The organism is Ktedonobacter sp. SOSP1-85 (genome assembly GCF_016587415.1).
Classification (GTDB): domain Bacteria; phylum Chloroflexota; class Ktedonobacteria; order Ktedonobacterales; family Ktedonobacteraceae; genus Ktedonobacter.
Genome location: NZ_BNJI01000001.1, coordinates 1,520,298 through 1,534,656, shown reverse-complemented (window position 1 = coordinate 1,534,656; position 14,359 = coordinate 1,520,298). Strand labels below are relative to the sequence as shown.

The window sequence follows — 14,359 nt, the reverse complement described above, 5'->3', positions numbered from 1 at the left end:
TCGGGGGCCACCTAAAGGTGGCACGGCAAGCCTTCACTGGCGTGTCTAACGCTTCGCGCTCAGGGTTTTCGGAGAAGTAGTAAGCATGATCTTGCGAAAAGCTATAAGGCCTCTTGAGCTTTTCTTGAATTCTCTCTGGTAGAATCAGGTCGACAAACGATACAACGAATAGGCTCTTATCACAGTGACAAAACCTGAGACGGGAGAGAGAAAAGAGCTACTCGCAGACTCATCTTCAGGGAAGTAGAAAGGCAGCGAGCTCCTAGGAGGAGCAGGCTTAGGAGGTTTTTCCTATCATGGACTTGTATGAACAGCCAATGCAGCCGGATAGGCGAAGCGAGAGCCAGGGGGCATCGCCTTCCAGCACTCGAGGCATGTCGCGGCGCAAGGCTCTAGGACTGGGGGCCGCGAGTTTAGTAGGAATTGGAGCGGTTGGTGCGGGTGGTGTGGCGTTAGAGCGCTGGTGGCAGGAGAGTCATGGGCAGCAGGGAGCCATAGGTGGAGACATCAAGATTGGGCATCTCCTGCGCAAGGCTGGCTTTGGAGCCAGTGCCAGTGAAATTCAGAGCTATGCTGGACTCGGTTTTGAAGGCGCAATTGATCGCTTGCTTAACTATCAGCAGGTCTCGGAGGAGGCGACTGAGCAGCACCTCTCGCGGCTTCAACTGGATATGAGCAAACCCGCTGAGATGCAGCAGTGGTGGCTGATGCGCATGGCGTGGACCCAGCGACCATTGCTCGAGAAAATGACGCTTTTCTGGCACGGGGTCCTGGTCAGTAGCTACCGGAAGGTGGGAGGAGCCAGAGGGTATGAGCGCATGATCGTGCAGAATAAATTTCTGCGTGAGCATGCCTTTGATACCTATGATAACATTCTGCTGGGCATCACGGCCGACCCGGCGATGCAGTTTTACCTTGATCTTAATAAAAGTACCAGCCAGCACCCCAATGAGAACTATGCTCGCGAACTGATGGAGCTTTTCACCCTGGGTCTGGGCAACTATTCGCAGCAGGATGTCTTTAATGGTGCCGCGGCCCTGACGGGCTGGCGCCTGAGCAAACAAGATCCCCTCAAGTCAACGTATGTCCCCAGCGCGCATACCAACCTGCAAACGACGTTTCTGGGGCATACCGGCAAGCTGGACTATAAAAATATTGTGGACATTTTGGCGAATCATCCGGCATTGCCCTGGTTCATCTGTCGCAAGCTCTTTACCTTCTTCGTCTATGAAAATCCCAGCAAGGACGACCTGCAACCCCTGGTCGATGCCTACAACCAGAGCAAACATAATATGGGGGCTGTGATGAAGGCACTCTTGCACTCGCCCCAGTTCTCCTCTGCCCAGGCGTATCGCAGTCGCCTGAAATCGCCTGTTGAGTTTACTATTGGAGCCTATCGGGCGCTGGAAATGCAGGGAACGGGGAAGGCGCTGCCCGCGATCACGCTCAACATGGGCCAGGAGATCTTCAATCCGCCCAACGTCGCGGGCTGGCCCGGTGACAAGGTGAGTACAGCCTGGCTCAATAGTGGAACCTGGATGACCCGTCTGAATTATATCAATGCGTTCTTGCAGGGGCAGGAGGGGGCGAAGAAGCGAGTCTTGCAGGGCCAACAGCAACCCTTAGATTTTCAGCATATCGTGGATAGTCAGAAGATAAGCTCCCCAGAGCAGTTTGTGACGTACTTTGCCAACTTTCTCCTCGATGGCAACCTGCCCGCGGAGCGGAAAGCCGTCCTGGTAGATTACCTGACCACCGGGGATACGAGCCGTGGGGCAAGCGTGAAGTTTGGCAATGGGACGAGTTACCCACTCAATCGTGTCCGGGGAACACTCTACCTGCTCATGACCCTGCCAGAATACCAGTTGAACTAAAGGGAGGTGCAGGAGGGTTTCCCTCCTGCCGGGGTGTGGGGTGTTCCCACAAAATTTCCCTTTCCTCACTTAGAAAGCAAACCATGAGAGAAAGCCAGGAGAATAGCATGAAGTTATCGCGGCGTGCAATGGTGCGAGATGGCCTGCTGGTCGTCTCTGCTGGCATGGTCATGCCAGGCATTTTTAGTCGAGGTGTCGCCTCCGCCAAGGAACTCGCGCTCCCTGGAGCGCGCTTCTCGCAGCAAGCAGGCACAAAAACATTGATTGTCGTGCAGATGGCGGGCGGCAATGATGGCTTAAATACGGTCATCCCCTATACCGATGGTGCTTATCATCAGCTTCGGCCTACGCTGGCCATTCCTGGCGAGCAAGTCTTGAACCTGGATGGGCGCCTGGGGCTGCATCCTGAATTAGCCCCTTGAAAAAGCTCTGGGATAGTGGGCATATGGCGGTCATTGAGGGGGTAGGCTATCCTAATTCCAGCCTCTCGCATTTTCAGGCTATGGACATATGGCAGACCCTTGACCTGAATGGTAATGGTCGTGACGGCTGGTTAGGCAAGCTTGTGAGTGGCTGGGTCGATAAGGATGGGCACCCCTTTCAGGCGCTGAACGTGGGGACCCAGACCGCTCAGGCGCTCCAGTCAATCAACGCCCAGGTTCCTACCTTTAATACAGTCAATAACTATCGTGTTACCCCCGATCCGGTGGATAGCGATGGCGGCAGTAGTCGGCTGCAAACCTTGATGAAGCTCTACTCCACTTATCCCAAGTCTTCTCCCTATGCCGCGCTTCTGGAGGCGACCGCTCTGAATGCCCAGGAGGGAAGCAAACAGATACATGAGGCAGCCACTCAGTATCACGCGCTGGCGACTTATCCTCAAGGGCCGTTCAGTGCGGGCTTGCAGGTCCTGGCTGAAGCGATTGTGCAGAACCTGGGTCTGCGTGTGGGCTATGTTACGCTTGGCGGCTTTGACACGCATGCCAATCAGCAAACAACTCATGCTCAACTGATGAAAACGCTGGCAGAGGGACTCTCCGCATTTTATAGCGACTTGCAGGCGCATGGTCGGGCGGATGACGTTGTCGTGATGACCTGGTCAGAGTTTGGACGCCGCGTCGAAGAGAATGGCAGCCAGGGCACCGATCATGGTACCGCGGCCCCCCTCTTTATTCTCGGAAACGCGGTGAACAGGGGCATCTATGGCGAGCCGCCCAGCCTGTCCAGCCTGGATGATGCTGGCAACCTAAAGTATACCGTGGATTTTCGTTCTGTGTACGCGACCGTCCTGGATCGCTGGCTGGGGGCCTCGTCCAAAGATGTCCTGGGCGGCGCCTTTGGCAACCAGAGCTTCTTACCATCTCTCTAATCTCCTCTGGTACCTGTCTGCCTGCCTTGCTACGCGAGCACTCGGGATAAGGGAGTGTGTGCACACACTCCCTTATCCCGAGTGCCGCAGGCGCGAAGATTCTTAAGCAGGGGATATTTCTTCCTACCCTCCAGAATTTGCTCTCACTACAGCTCTCCGCAAGATATCGAAATTAGTTTTCGCCAGGGCGTTTAGGATGTGCTTTCTCCCATCAATCCTTCTTCTACATCACAGCCAGGGGCCTGGCTCTGAAACGAAAAGTAGTTAAGAAAAGTGTAATGTCTAAGGGGTGTGGTTGAGTTGTTTTCCATGTACAAGAGAGTTACAGCGAAGAGTGCTTTGCGTATTGGCATAGACATGAAAAGTATTTTTTTGAGCGAGTTGGTACATTGCTTGGAGTTGATCTGTGAGGTTTCTCATTATTGACGATAATGCAGCGGATCGCGAGCTGATTATTCGGCAGCTGCAAAAAGAGTTTCAAGATGCCGAGTTTACTCAGGTGGGGCGACCGACCGAATTGGAGGCCGTTTTGGCCCAGGCTCCGGCTGATTTTATTTTAACTGATTATCAACTGAACTGGGCAAACGGATTACAGATCTTTGAACGAGTCAAGGCGCTTTACCCTGACGTGCCCGTGGTGATGTTTACGGGAACAGGTAGTGAAGAGGTGGCGGTTGAGGCGTTGCGCGCTGGAGTAAATAACTATGTTCTCAAAAAGCACCTGGACCGGCTTCCCATTGCCGTACGTGAGAGCCTGGAAAAGACGCGTCTGCGCAAGCAATATGAAGAAGCCATCTCCCAGTTACAACGCTCCGAAGAGCGCTATCGCGAGATTTTTGAGCAAGGACTAACTGGCGTCTTTGCGGTCACGCCTGAGGGAAAACTACTAACCTGCAATCCTGCCTTTGCCCGCATCTTTGGCTTTGCTTCCGTGGAGCAGGCGCTTGAGGCGAACTTGAGCACGCTCTATGGCGGACCTGAAAAGTATGCCAGTTTTGTGCAGCAACTGAGCCAGGAGAAACGCCTGGAGTATAGTGAGTTAGAACTGTTGCGTCGAGATGGTAGCCCGGTCTATATCGTGGCGAATGTCGTTGGTTCCTTTGATACACAGGGCAAGCTTAAAGAGTTTACTGGCTACTTTTTTGATAACACTGAACAGCATCGCCTGGCTGGTCAGTTACAGCAAGCCCAAAAACTGGAGAGCGTTGGCTTGTTAGTGAGCGGCATCGCACACGATTTCAACAACATGTTAGGTGGTATCCTTGGCTATTCCCGTCGTGGGCTTTCGCGTATTTCGACCAGCCATCCCCTTTATAATAACCTGGCCCATATCCATGAAATTGCGACAGGCGCGGCGAAAATGACTCAGCAACTGCTGGCCTTCTCGCGCCGCCAGGTGCTTGAGCCAACGGATGTTGATCTCAATAAAGTTGTGAAGAATCTGCTGGAGTTTCTCGGCAAGATTTTGGCCGACCATATTGATATCATGTTTGTCCCTGATCCGGAACTGCATACCGTTCATGTCGACTACGCCCAGATTGAGCAGGTTGTCATGAACTTATGTATTAACGCACGTGACGCTATGGCTGAAGGGGGCAGGTTAACTATTCGCACGCGCAATGTGGGTCACGAAGAGGCGCAGCGTATCAGCCACGGCGAGATGCCAGCTGAGACCTATGTGCTTTTGACGGTGCAGGATACGGGCATAGGTATGGATGAGCAGACGCGTAGTCGCATCTTTGAACCCTTCTTTACCACAAAAGAGGTCGGGAAAGGGACGGGGCTAGGTCTCTCGATGGTGCATGGGATTGTAGGCCAGCATAATGGCTACATCTCAGTTGATAGCCAGGTGGGGAAAGGCACGACCTTTAATATCTATCTCCCCGCTGTTGATGTCATGCACACACTCCCCTTGCCTTACCTACAGGACGCGAGTGAAGATGCTCAGGAGGTACGTGGTGGTGACGAGACCATTCTGGTCGTCGAAGATGATCCTGACTTGCGCTATTTGATGGAGGAGGCGCTAGGGGATTATGGGTATACGGTCATGAGTGCGCGCGACGGAGTGGAGGGCTTGCGGCTCTTTGAGAAGCACAAGGACTCCATTGCCCTGGTGATCTCCGACCTGGTCACTCCCAAGATGAAGGGGAAAGAAATCTATGATCGTATTCACGCCATGAGTGCCGAGACACATTTCTTGTTTGTGAGTGGCTATCATGCCAACCAGATCAGCCAGAACTTTGTGCTTGACAAAGGCTTTGTCTTCTTACAGAAGCCCTTTGACCTGGATGACCTAGCTGCCAAGGTCCGTGAGATCCTGGTTCAGTGACCGCTCCAGCAACGACATTGCCTCTGTCAGGCCCGCATTTTTTAGTGTGGTTCATTGGTACGCGGATTGGCAGCCACTGGCTGCCAATCCGCGTACCAATGAACCACATCTATTCAGTAGGACCCTTAGCAGGCTTGCGCAGGCTTTGCTATAATATGGTTACTAATTTTGACTCAGCACCAGGGAGTTCACATATACAATGACACAGACAGATAAAAAAGTACAGTCACCGCAGTCTGAAGAGGGGGAAACCGTCACACATTCGCCAAATGAGCGCGGGAAATGGGTCACCCTGATCTGGGTTTCGGCCCTCATGGTCGTTGGTATCTTTGGATGCATGTCTTATAGCCACTTGCCGCGGGCGAACGATGCGCAGAGCAACGCTGTTGACACACAGTTGACTCCCACGCCAACGGCAACGGGCCTTGTTGACTCAATCCAGTTGAACAAATCAGTGACTGTAAATGACACGCAGGTTACGGTGAACCAGGTGCAACAGGCAACCGGGTTCTCCGACGTCAAGAAGAAAGCAGGCAACTATACTGTGCGTGTCTATGTGACAATCAAAAACGTAGGCAAGCAAGTAAGTGGTCCGCAATATGATAAAGTACTACACTTGAAACTAGCTGATGGCACAATTGTTGCTCCAAGCTTCATCTCTGCCTCGCCTGATCTTGTCCCAGGCACCTACCAGAATGGCTCATTTGATTTCGGCGTTTCCAGCCCGGTGACGCTCTCCGACCTGACCCTTTTGATTGAGGATAAGAGCATTTCGTTTAGCAACAAGTAGATTGGTGGTACACGTTGTGGGCAGCGATGATGCGCTGCCCACAACTATTTTTTAATCAGTTTCGGGAGCGGTCACGCGCTCCAGGCGATGGAGAACCTCTTCAAAGATCTGCTGGCGTATCGCCTGGCTGCCTTCTGCTTCCTGAGGCGCTTCTGTCTGCTCAAGGCAGAGATTTTCGATGGCCAGGTAATATTCGACGAGTACCCGGTCGCTACTGGTAGTATGGGTGAGGTAATCTTCAAAGAGCTCTTCCGCCTTTGTATAGGCTTGCAGGCGATCCTGCGCTGCCTGGAGTTCTTGCTGAAGTTCAAGCACGCGCGTGTAGGGGTCGGTCTGCTGAACGCGGCGTCGCCGAGGACGGCTGGACTCTGGCTCATCCTGCATTAGCATTTGGAGCGCTAGCGCCACCTGGCCAATAGCGAGATCTGCATCTTGCTTACGCCGGGTCAACCAGGCACGGACTGCATGTACACGCACAAGCACATTCGCCCCCTCGGGCAGGCGCAGGTCATCTTCTGAAAGTAAGTCATCGCTGCCGGTTTCGTGTGCGATTGTCTCGAAATCATCTTCTGAAAACATAGAGAGAATACCTTACCAAAATCTTCTAAAAATTGACTTGATCTAGTTATATCACAAGGCGAAGAGAAAGCGTAGGAGCCAGGGACCAGGTATCTTCTGGCTTCTACGCTTTCTCTTCATAACAGGCTGAGGAGAATGAGTGGGTGATTCTGGATCTAGCCCAGCGCCTCCTGCCCAATCTCCTGTGGCTTGACGGGAGCCGTGGCCTCTGCGTAGTCTCCTGGCTGGGTGATGTCTTCACCACGCCTGGCGCCAATCATCTCGAAGACAGGCGTAAGAATGATTGCCAGCACCAGGTTCAGAATGACGCCACTGATAGCGGCATAGACCGCGGGAACGTGGATAATCCAGAAATCGATCGGGGCGGTCGACTTAATATTGTTGCTGAAAACGGTCCAGGTGCCAAAGGCCATGCCTACCAGCCAGCCGATTAGCAAGGCCCAGCGGTTGAACCAGCGTGTATACAACCCGAAAAAGACGGCGGGCAGGGTTTGCAGTATCCAGACACCACCCAGGAGCTGGAAGTTAATAACGATGCTCTTATCCAGGAACACAATAAAGAGCAGTGCACCAAATTTGATAAGGAAAGAGGTAATCTTGGCCACGTTGGTTTCTTGCGTCTCATTTGCATTGCGATGGAAGAACTCAATGTAAATGTTGCGCGTGAAGAGGTTGGCGGCGGCAATAGACATGACCGCGGCAGGCACCAGGGCGCCAATTGCGATAGCTGCAAAGGCAAAGCCGGAGAACCAGGAGGGGAAGAAGGCATTAATCAAGGCTGGAATGGAGCCATTATTGCCTAAGTCCGCCAGTGGCTTAACTTTAGCCGCGATGGCCATATAGCCAAGCAACGCTAGCAAGCCCAGCATCAGGGAATAGATTGGGAGTAGCGACACATTGCGCTTAATGACTTTCACGCTGTTGCTACTGAGAATACTGGTTAAGGAATGGGGATAGAGGAAGAGTGCCAGGGCGGAACCCAGTGCCAGGGTTGCATACGCCAGGTATTGATTAGACCCTAGGAGGTCATTAAAGGTTGGAGCGGTCCCCTTCGCCTTCGCGGTCGTGGCCGCGGCCAGCGTCTTCATATGTGCGGCATCGAAGATCTTGGAGAAGCCACCCAGTTTGTAGGGGATATAGATAATCGTGGCGAAGAGCACGATGAAGATCATGACATCTTTGACCAGCGCGATCATGGCTGGTGCGCGCAGGCCACTGGAATAGGTATAGGCGGCCAGGATAAGGAACGCCACAATCAGCGGAAGATCTACATCGACGCCAAAGATGGGGATGACAGTAGGAAAGCCAATTGCCTCCAGGGAGACCTGAATGCCAAACATTTGCAGTGCAATATAGGGCATGGTCGCCAGAATACCGGTAAAGGCAATGGCCAGGGCCAGCCATCTGCTGCCGAAGCGCCCGCGAACAAAGTCCGCGGCGGTCACATAGTTATGCTTTTTGCATACCGACCAGAAGCGTGGCATGATGACGTAAATGAAGGGGTAGACCAGGATGGTATAGGGAACCGCGAACCATCCTGAGAGGGCGCCAGCCCCATATAGTGCCGCGGGAACCGCGATAAAGGTATAGGCGGTATAGAGGTCGCCGCCAAGCAGGAACCAGGTAATCACCGTACCAAAGCGGCGGCCAGCCAGGCCCCACTCGTGAATCTGGTTTAGATCTCCGCGACGCCAGCGCGCGGCCACAAAACCCAGTACCGTGACGAGCAGGAAGAAAAAGATAAAGACGGCAATTGCATCCCAGCGCATAAGCTACTGTACCCTTTCTCAAAAGACAACGGTGTCATTGATCGACGAATAGCAATATATGAGGTGCGCTTGCGCTCCTGACGAGCAGCTATGAGCGTCCTCTGGAGGCCAGGAAGCCTTCCAGGAAGTACACGGAGGCGGTAATGATAGCTGTGAGAATAATCCAGAGTAACTGGTACCAGTAGAAGAAAGGGAAATCCAGGAATGTTGGCTCACGAAAATTGTAGAAGCCGGGGAAGAGCAGACCAAGAAATGGAATGATCAGGAGGAGGCGGAGCCAGCGATGGCCTTGCCTTTGTGGATGAGTCTCCATAGTTGTTGCTCCTTCTGTGTGGTAGCGACCACGAACATCATTGTTAAAACGCAAAAGGAAAGCTGGAGTTCTGCTGCCAATACTATGGGGCTGCAAAATAGTTCTATACATAGTTTCCAGGCGTAGTGTTTAATAAAAAGGGGCATGAAGCAGGTCATGCCATACTGGTGAAAGCTAAATATAGAAACTATCTTAGCCTAAATCGTACGGTATTTTTTTATAAATGTCAATCCAATAAAGCAAGGTGAAAAGCCAATTTTGTAGTATTTGCGTGAAAGGGTACAATAGGTTTCAAAGGATAAATTTAAGGTGGAGGAGGGGTATTTGCAAGTGAGTGAAAAAATGCAAGAGCAGATAGCCGAAGAATTGTTCGATTATAGTGATGAGTTAGAGGCGGCGGACCGGGTTACGCGCAGAGTGACGCAAGAACTGGCTTGCCAGGAGACCATGTTTTCCTCGTTAAGCCCCCTTGAGCAGAATTTTCCTCTCGAAGTGGGAGAAGTTATTCTCGGGGGGCGCTATCGTGTTGAGCGGCGCCTATACTCGCGCCCTCGCTTGAATCTTTATCTGGGGAGAGCGGTAGGACGACATTGGGAACGCGGTGGCGTATTTTCTGTGTTTCGCTGGTTGGCATGCAGGTGGCGCCGGATGTGTAGGAAGCCGGAGATGACAACAGCGCCACTGGTCGCTATTCGCGAGATCGTCTTGACAGGACTGGACGCGCATCGGCAGGCCTGTATTGAAACGGCTGGCGTTGAAGAATTTATCGAGCCGATTGGTCTGGGTTCGGCCAGGTTGGCGAATGAGAAGGATCGCGTGCTCTTTGAGCGTGGCCGGCTCTACCTGGTGCTGCAATTGCAGAGCAGGCGAGCGGGAAAGGACATCGAACCAACAACACTTGATGATTTGCTTGATGGGAAGCCCTGGCCGGAGTGGCTGAGTATCGCCAGGGTCGTGCAGTGGGGCGTACAACTGGGGCGCATGATCGCGCGCCTGCATCGGATGGGGATTATTTTAGGGGAAATCGCGCCAGAGACGCTGCTCGTTGATAAGCAAGGGCTGGCACCCTGGGCGCCGTTGTTGCTGATGTGCTGGCCGCCCGCTCCGCGCTTCTGGGATGGGTTGCCTGAAGAGGAGGCCTATGAAAAATATCGGCAGACCTTTCCCCTGGCACGTGGCTCCAAGCAGAACGCCTTTCTGGCACCTGAATTGCTTTACGGTCTCTCGGACGAGCGCACGGATGTATACTCGCTAGGGGCCATGCTCTATATGCTCGTAACACGTGTGGCCCCCATTGCTGCTATGCGCCGCCTGCAAGCCTCACAAACTCTCTGGCCTGACGAGAAGCAAGCTTTGCCTCTGCGGGCAGTGGAGAATCTGGAGCGCTATGAGGGTTTAGAGCTGATTCCGCCCCGGTTCTGGCGTGAGGAGTTGAGCGTGTCACTGGAGCAAATTCTGCTTAAAGCGCTTGCTCTCGATCCCCATGAGCGCTACGAATCAGTCTTCAGCCTGGTCGAAGCCCTGGAGGCCATTGAAGGCGAAATACAAGGGTAAGTATTGATTCTGGCTATGGGCGCTGACCTGCTCGAGAAGCAGTCAGCGCCCATTTCTCTCGCTTCTGATGCTGGCAGCAAGCATGCAAGAGAGGTGCATATATCCAAATATGAGTAGTACTGAATAAAAAGAGATTGACATTGTTAAACATTGGATGATATTATGATGACGGCAAATTTCGATATATGTATCTTGTGTTGGAGGATGTTAGTTGCTTTAGGCAAGAGCAGAGTATGTTAGGAGGAGACACGATGACGACTAAATTTGCCGTCGCGTATAGCGACTTGCGTGAGGGGGATGCGGCGGGGACAGCGCTGGGGACCACTCTTCTGGAGAAGCTTGGCGGGACTCCAGATGTCATCATCATTTTTATTTCACCTGATAGCGACCAACAAGCGATATTATCTGCGTTGCGGCGAACCTGCCAGCCTGAGCAGATGCTTGGATGTTCTTCAGCGGGCGAGTTTACCGGTGAGGTGCTAAGCGAGGGACTGGCTTGTGCGCTGGCGATACGTTCAGATGAACTATTTTTCTCCGTGGGGCTGGGGCGTGAGCTGAGCAAGGGTCATACACAGGCGGGGCGCACTATTGTCTCCGCATTCCGCTATCCTGAGATGCCGCGTGCACTGTATCGTACAGCTTTACTGCTCACGGATATTCTCTCAGGTGGCGCCGAAGATCTGATCGCCTCGATCTCCCAGCAAACAGATGGAACGTTTCATATCTTTGGAGGCGGCGCTGGCGATAATGCACGCTTTGCGCGAACACCGGTCTTCTTTGGCACGGAAATCTACGACGACGCTGCCGTTGCCCTGGAGATCCTCTCCAAAAAACCAGTCGGGATCGGCTCGCACCATGGCTGGCATCCTGTTACCGAGCCGATGCTGGTAACCAGGGCCGATGGCTTGCGCCTTATCAGCCTGGACGGTCGACCCGCGCTTGATGTATTCCAGGAGTATGCCCAGGCCACTGGCCAGACGCTGGACCTTGCCAATCCTGTGCCTTTTTTCTTGCACAATGTCTTGGGCATAGATGCAGGGCTTGGCCTATACAAATTACGTGCGCCCCTGGTGGTACATGCTGATGGATCATTCACCTGTGCCACAGAGGTGCCAGAGGGGGCGATTGTCTCGATCATGAGTGGCGTGTTAGAGGCCGCGGTAGATGCTGCATCACAGGCTGCTCAAATGGCGTTGCGCCAGATGCACGCCTGTGAGCCGGGGATGACGCTCTTTTTCGACTGTGTCGTGACCCGCTTGCGCATGGGCGACGAGTTTACTGAGGAGCTACATGCGGTGCAACATATTGTGGGGGCCCCCGGGTTTGTGGGATGCAACACCCATGGACAGGTTGTCTCTGGTGAGGGACAGTTTAGCGGCTTCCATAATTGTAACGCGGTGGTGTGTATCCTGCCTGCCTAAAGGCCTTATTAATCATGGTTGTGGAAAAGAGAGAGAAGGGATGTTTCCGGTGCTATGGCTCCGAATGAGTATGTGATTGCCTCAACCAGTATTGAGGATAGTTACCTGGCGGGCCGAGCCCTGGGCTGGCAAATACGCGAGGGCTTAAGCGCCGAGCCAGACGTGGTCATCCTTTTTCTCTCTCCTCATTATGAGCACCAGGTCTTTCTCCACGCCTTGAAACAGACATGCCGGCCTGATATGCTCATCGGCTGTACCTCCATGGGCGCGTTTACAAGCTATGTTCAGGGAGGTGGCATGGCCAGCGCACTGGCTATCCGCTCTCACGAGATGCTGTTTCAGGCCACTATAGCCAGGAATGCGAGGGCGGATGTGGTTCAGGCTGCTGAAGGTCTGGTTGCCTCCCTCTCAAGCGCTGATAAGCATCCTACCATGCAGCGGACGCTCCTTCTCTTTGGAAACGGTGAGGCGGGTAAGCTTGATGCTCTACTGTCCCGCCTTTTGCGCCTCACACATGGATCACATCAGCTCCTGGGTATGTATGCAGGTATGAACACCCATTATCATATGGCGGTCTTGTATGAGACGGAAGCGCTCAGGGAAGGCGTGGTTGCCCTGGAGATCCTTTCATCCAGGCCAATTGGCCTCGCATCCTTGCCAGCCTGGAGTCCTGTCGGCTCCCCGATGCTGGTTACAAAGATACGCGATAATACTGTGCTGAGTATTGATGATGTAGCTCCGCTCAGCCTGTATAGGAGTCAGGCTGAGGCGCAAGGTCTTGCCTGGAACGCAGGCAATAATGAAGAGATTATGCGCTTTCTGCTTAACACCCCACTCGGTATTGACACTGGTATGGGGCAGCATATCTGTATGCCGTGCGCGCACACACTTGCCGATGGCTCGGTCACGTTTCTGGAACTGGCTCCCCTCCAGGGGCTTGTACAGTTTATGAGAGCACCAGCCTCCGTAGTCGTTGAGGCCACTGAAAAGATGACGCGCAGCGCCCTCCAGTATATGCATGGCTACGAACCAGGGGCCGCGCTTTTCTTTGAAGGCGAAGGCTATAGGCCACGGAGCGCGAATGATTTTCGCCTGGAGCTTGAGGCTGTCCAGCGTGCTCTAGGTTCAACACCATATGGGGGGTGTAGTACACGGGGGCAATATGCGCGTGTACAAGGGCAGTATGGTACTTTTCAGCGCCATGCCCCACTCATCTGCATTTTTCCTCGGTAGTCATTGGTTAGCCGATGCTACAGATCAGCCCGAGTTGTTGCTGTGCCGCGATACGAATAGCATCCACAAAGACGCCGGCATAGCTTGGCTGAACCTCGTCGATCAGGCGCGAAGTGCGTTTGCTTGCGCTTAACTGCCGCTCTTGTAAGAAGGTATGATAGTCAGTCTCAGCCTCGTGAGGATCAGGAATAGAGATATCCTGCAGACTGGAGGCCAGGAGGGCCGTTTCAGTCGGTGTCAGGTAGCCGATATAGTTGCCATAGGGATCACCACCCTGGTAGCCAAAGGGCATAGCGCGGCGTCCACAGGCCAGGAACTCAAAGAGCGCCATCGCGCGCACAGCGTGAGATGCCAACCAGCCACGCAGGTGCAGTGTTGTTGGGAGGCGCCCAATTATGACGCCATTGCTTGGTACATCTATGTCGTCATCCGCGAGGAGCATGTGCAATGCCTCTTCTGGCAGGTGTTCATGTGGTGGCTGAGACGGTGTCTCCCATGGCGTGCTTTGATGAAGACTGTCGATGAGATCGTTCAGGCCAGCTGATTGTAGGAGGGAGATGAGCTCACTGCTTTCCATAGGGGGTAAGGCTTCGCTCGTATTGACTGGGGAAGCAAGCTCTGGTGTCATCTCAAACTCTGGCGACATGTACCAGGGGAGACAGAATTGTTGGACCAGCGCTCCCCAGACGGTGCGGAGGGCCTCGGAGTCTTGATAGAGCTGAGGGGGATGCGTCTGAACATAGCGGTCGCTTAGCGGAGTAAATTGCCCTGGATCGCAGAGAAGTGCGTATTCTTGATGTGTATGCGGGCCACGAGGAAGACCCTGAGCAAAGGCTTTGGCGCGCGTCCAGGTGCGCAACTGGCGCATGGGCTGTGGCACAAATAATTCTTCTTGCGCGCAACGCGTTTGCTCAAACAAGTGGTAGGTGTGGGTATCATCGCCATCGACAAGCCAGCGAGCAAAGGCTGGCATAACACGCCCCGTATAGACCTCCCAGGCGAAACCTTGTATACGTACGATCATAAACTCTCTCTCGTTAACTACAACGCTAAATAGCTACAGTGATGAGGGAAGTATGCGTAAACACTTGGAAATGCGATCTGGTTACTAGGAGCGGCCCTGCTGAC

The 14,359-nt window shown here is 53.4% G+C and carries 12 protein-coding genes; 8 read left to right on the top strand and 4 right to left on the bottom strand.

Annotation, left to right across the window (positions count from 1 at the left end; all coding sequences use genetic code 11):
- Nucleotides 1-296: 296 nt before the first annotated feature.
- The 5 genes from KTE_RS06575 to KTE_RS06555 all read left to right on the top strand — a co-directional run bounded on the left by KTE_RS06575 (nt 297) and on the right by KTE_RS06555 (nt 6,362).
- Entirely contained in the window at nt 297-1,874 is a 1,578-nt protein-coding gene (locus tag KTE_RS06575; protein WP_201379688.1) for a DUF1800 domain-containing protein, read from the top strand.
- Nucleotides 1,875-1,981: 107 nt separating this feature from the next.
- Nucleotides 1,982-2,296, top strand: a complete 315-nt coding sequence (locus tag KTE_RS06570; RefSeq protein ID WP_201379686.1) for a hypothetical protein — start codon at nt 1,982-1,984, stop codon at nt 2,294-2,296.
- 23 nt (nt 2,297-2,319) lie between these two features.
- Nucleotides 2,320-3,243 (top strand): DUF1501 domain-containing protein, encoded by a 924-nt coding sequence (locus tag KTE_RS06565; protein ID WP_201379684.1) that lies wholly within the window; start codon nt 2,320-2,322, stop codon nt 3,241-3,243.
- Between the two features lie 406 nt (nt 3,244-3,649).
- Nucleotides 3,650-5,572: a hybrid sensor histidine kinase/response regulator gene (locus KTE_RS06560; protein WP_201379682.1), complete on the top strand. Its 1,923-nt coding sequence runs from the start codon at nt 3,650-3,652 to the stop codon at nt 5,570-5,572.
- A 199-nt stretch (nt 5,573-5,771) separates the two neighbouring features.
- Nucleotides 5,772-6,362, top strand: a complete 591-nt coding sequence (locus KTE_RS06555) for a hypothetical protein (protein WP_201379680.1) — start codon at nt 5,772-5,774, stop codon at nt 6,360-6,362.
- Between the two features lie 51 nt (nt 6,363-6,413).
- On the opposite strand, the gene KTE_RS06550 is transcribed toward KTE_RS06555, so the two are convergent.
- The 3 genes from KTE_RS06550 to KTE_RS06540 all read right to left on the bottom strand — a co-directional run bounded on the left by KTE_RS06550 (nt 6,414) and on the right by KTE_RS06540 (nt 9,023).
- Nucleotides 6,414-6,941: a hypothetical protein gene (locus KTE_RS06550; protein WP_201379678.1), complete on the bottom strand. Its 528-nt coding sequence runs from the start codon at nt 6,939-6,941 to the stop codon at nt 6,414-6,416.
- 155 nt (nt 6,942-7,096) lie between these two features.
- Nucleotides 7,097-8,710, bottom strand: a complete 1,614-nt coding sequence (mctP, locus tag KTE_RS06545; protein WP_201379676.1) for a monocarboxylate uptake permease MctP — start codon at nt 8,708-8,710, stop codon at nt 7,097-7,099.
- Nucleotides 8,711-8,798: 88 nt separating this feature from the next.
- On the bottom strand, nt 8,799-9,023 hold the full coding sequence (locus KTE_RS06540) for a DUF3311 domain-containing protein (protein ID WP_201379674.1): 225 nt from the start codon (nt 9,021-9,023) through the stop codon (nt 8,799-8,801).
- A 330-nt stretch (nt 9,024-9,353) separates the two neighbouring features.
- Here KTE_RS06540 and KTE_RS06535 point away from each other — a divergent pair, with 330 nt between their 5' ends.
- The 3 genes from KTE_RS06535 to KTE_RS06525 all read left to right on the top strand — a co-directional run bounded on the left by KTE_RS06535 (nt 9,354) and on the right by KTE_RS06525 (nt 13,231).
- The gene (locus tag KTE_RS06535) at nt 9,354-10,577 is read left to right on the top strand and encodes a hypothetical protein (protein WP_236600307.1); all 1,224 of its coding nucleotides are present in this window, start codon (nt 9,354-9,356) and stop codon (nt 10,575-10,577) included.
- A 251-nt stretch (nt 10,578-10,828) separates the two neighbouring features.
- Nucleotides 10,829-11,998, top strand: a complete 1,170-nt coding sequence (locus tag KTE_RS06530; RefSeq protein ID WP_201379671.1) for an FIST signal transduction protein — start codon at nt 10,829-10,831, stop codon at nt 11,996-11,998.
- Between the two features lie 54 nt (nt 11,999-12,052).
- Entirely contained in the window at nt 12,053-13,231 is a 1,179-nt protein-coding gene (locus tag KTE_RS06525) for an FIST signal transduction protein (RefSeq protein ID WP_201379669.1), read from the top strand.
- A 7-nt stretch (nt 13,232-13,238) separates the two neighbouring features.
- Here the strand turns inward: KTE_RS06525 and KTE_RS06520 are convergent, their stop codons facing one another.
- Nucleotides 13,239-14,255: a hypothetical protein gene (locus KTE_RS06520; RefSeq protein WP_201379667.1), complete on the bottom strand. Its 1,017-nt coding sequence runs from the start codon at nt 14,253-14,255 to the stop codon at nt 13,239-13,241.
- Nucleotides 14,256-14,359 lie beyond the last annotated feature (104 nt).

What these genes read in the sequence shown, in the direction of transcription:
- KTE_RS06575 (WP_201379688.1), top strand. Translation starts at nt 297, where the DNA reads ATGGACTTGTATGAACAGCCAATGCAGCCGGATAGGCGAAGCGAGAGC.
- KTE_RS06570 (WP_201379686.1), top strand. Translation starts at nt 1,982, where the DNA reads ATGAAGTTATCGCGGCGTGCAATGGTGCGAGATGGCCTGCTGGTCGTC.
- KTE_RS06565 (WP_201379684.1), top strand. Translation starts at nt 2,320, where the DNA reads ATGGCGGTCATTGAGGGGGTAGGCTATCCTAATTCCAGCCTCTCGCAT.
- KTE_RS06555 (WP_201379680.1), top strand. Translation starts at nt 5,772, where the DNA reads ATGACACAGACAGATAAAAAAGTACAGTCACCGCAGTCTGAAGAGGGG.
- KTE_RS06550 (WP_201379678.1), bottom strand. Translation starts at nt 6,941, where the DNA reads ATGTTTTCAGAAGATGATTTCGAGACAATCGCACACGAAACCGGCAGC.
- mctP (WP_201379676.1), bottom strand. Translation starts at nt 8,710, where the DNA reads ATGCGCTGGGATGCAATTGCCGTCTTTATCTTTTTCTTCCTGCTCGTC.
- KTE_RS06540 (WP_201379674.1), bottom strand. Translation starts at nt 9,023, where the DNA reads ATGGAGACTCATCCACAAAGGCAAGGCCATCGCTGGCTCCGCCTCCTC.
- KTE_RS06530 (WP_201379671.1), top strand. Translation starts at nt 10,829, where the DNA reads ATGACGACTAAATTTGCCGTCGCGTATAGCGACTTGCGTGAGGGGGAT.
- KTE_RS06525 (WP_201379669.1), top strand. Translation starts at nt 12,053, where the DNA reads ATGGCTCCGAATGAGTATGTGATTGCCTCAACCAGTATTGAGGATAGT.
- KTE_RS06520 (WP_201379667.1), bottom strand. Translation starts at nt 14,255, where the DNA reads ATGATCGTACGTATACAAGGTTTCGCCTGGGAGGTCTATACGGGGCGT.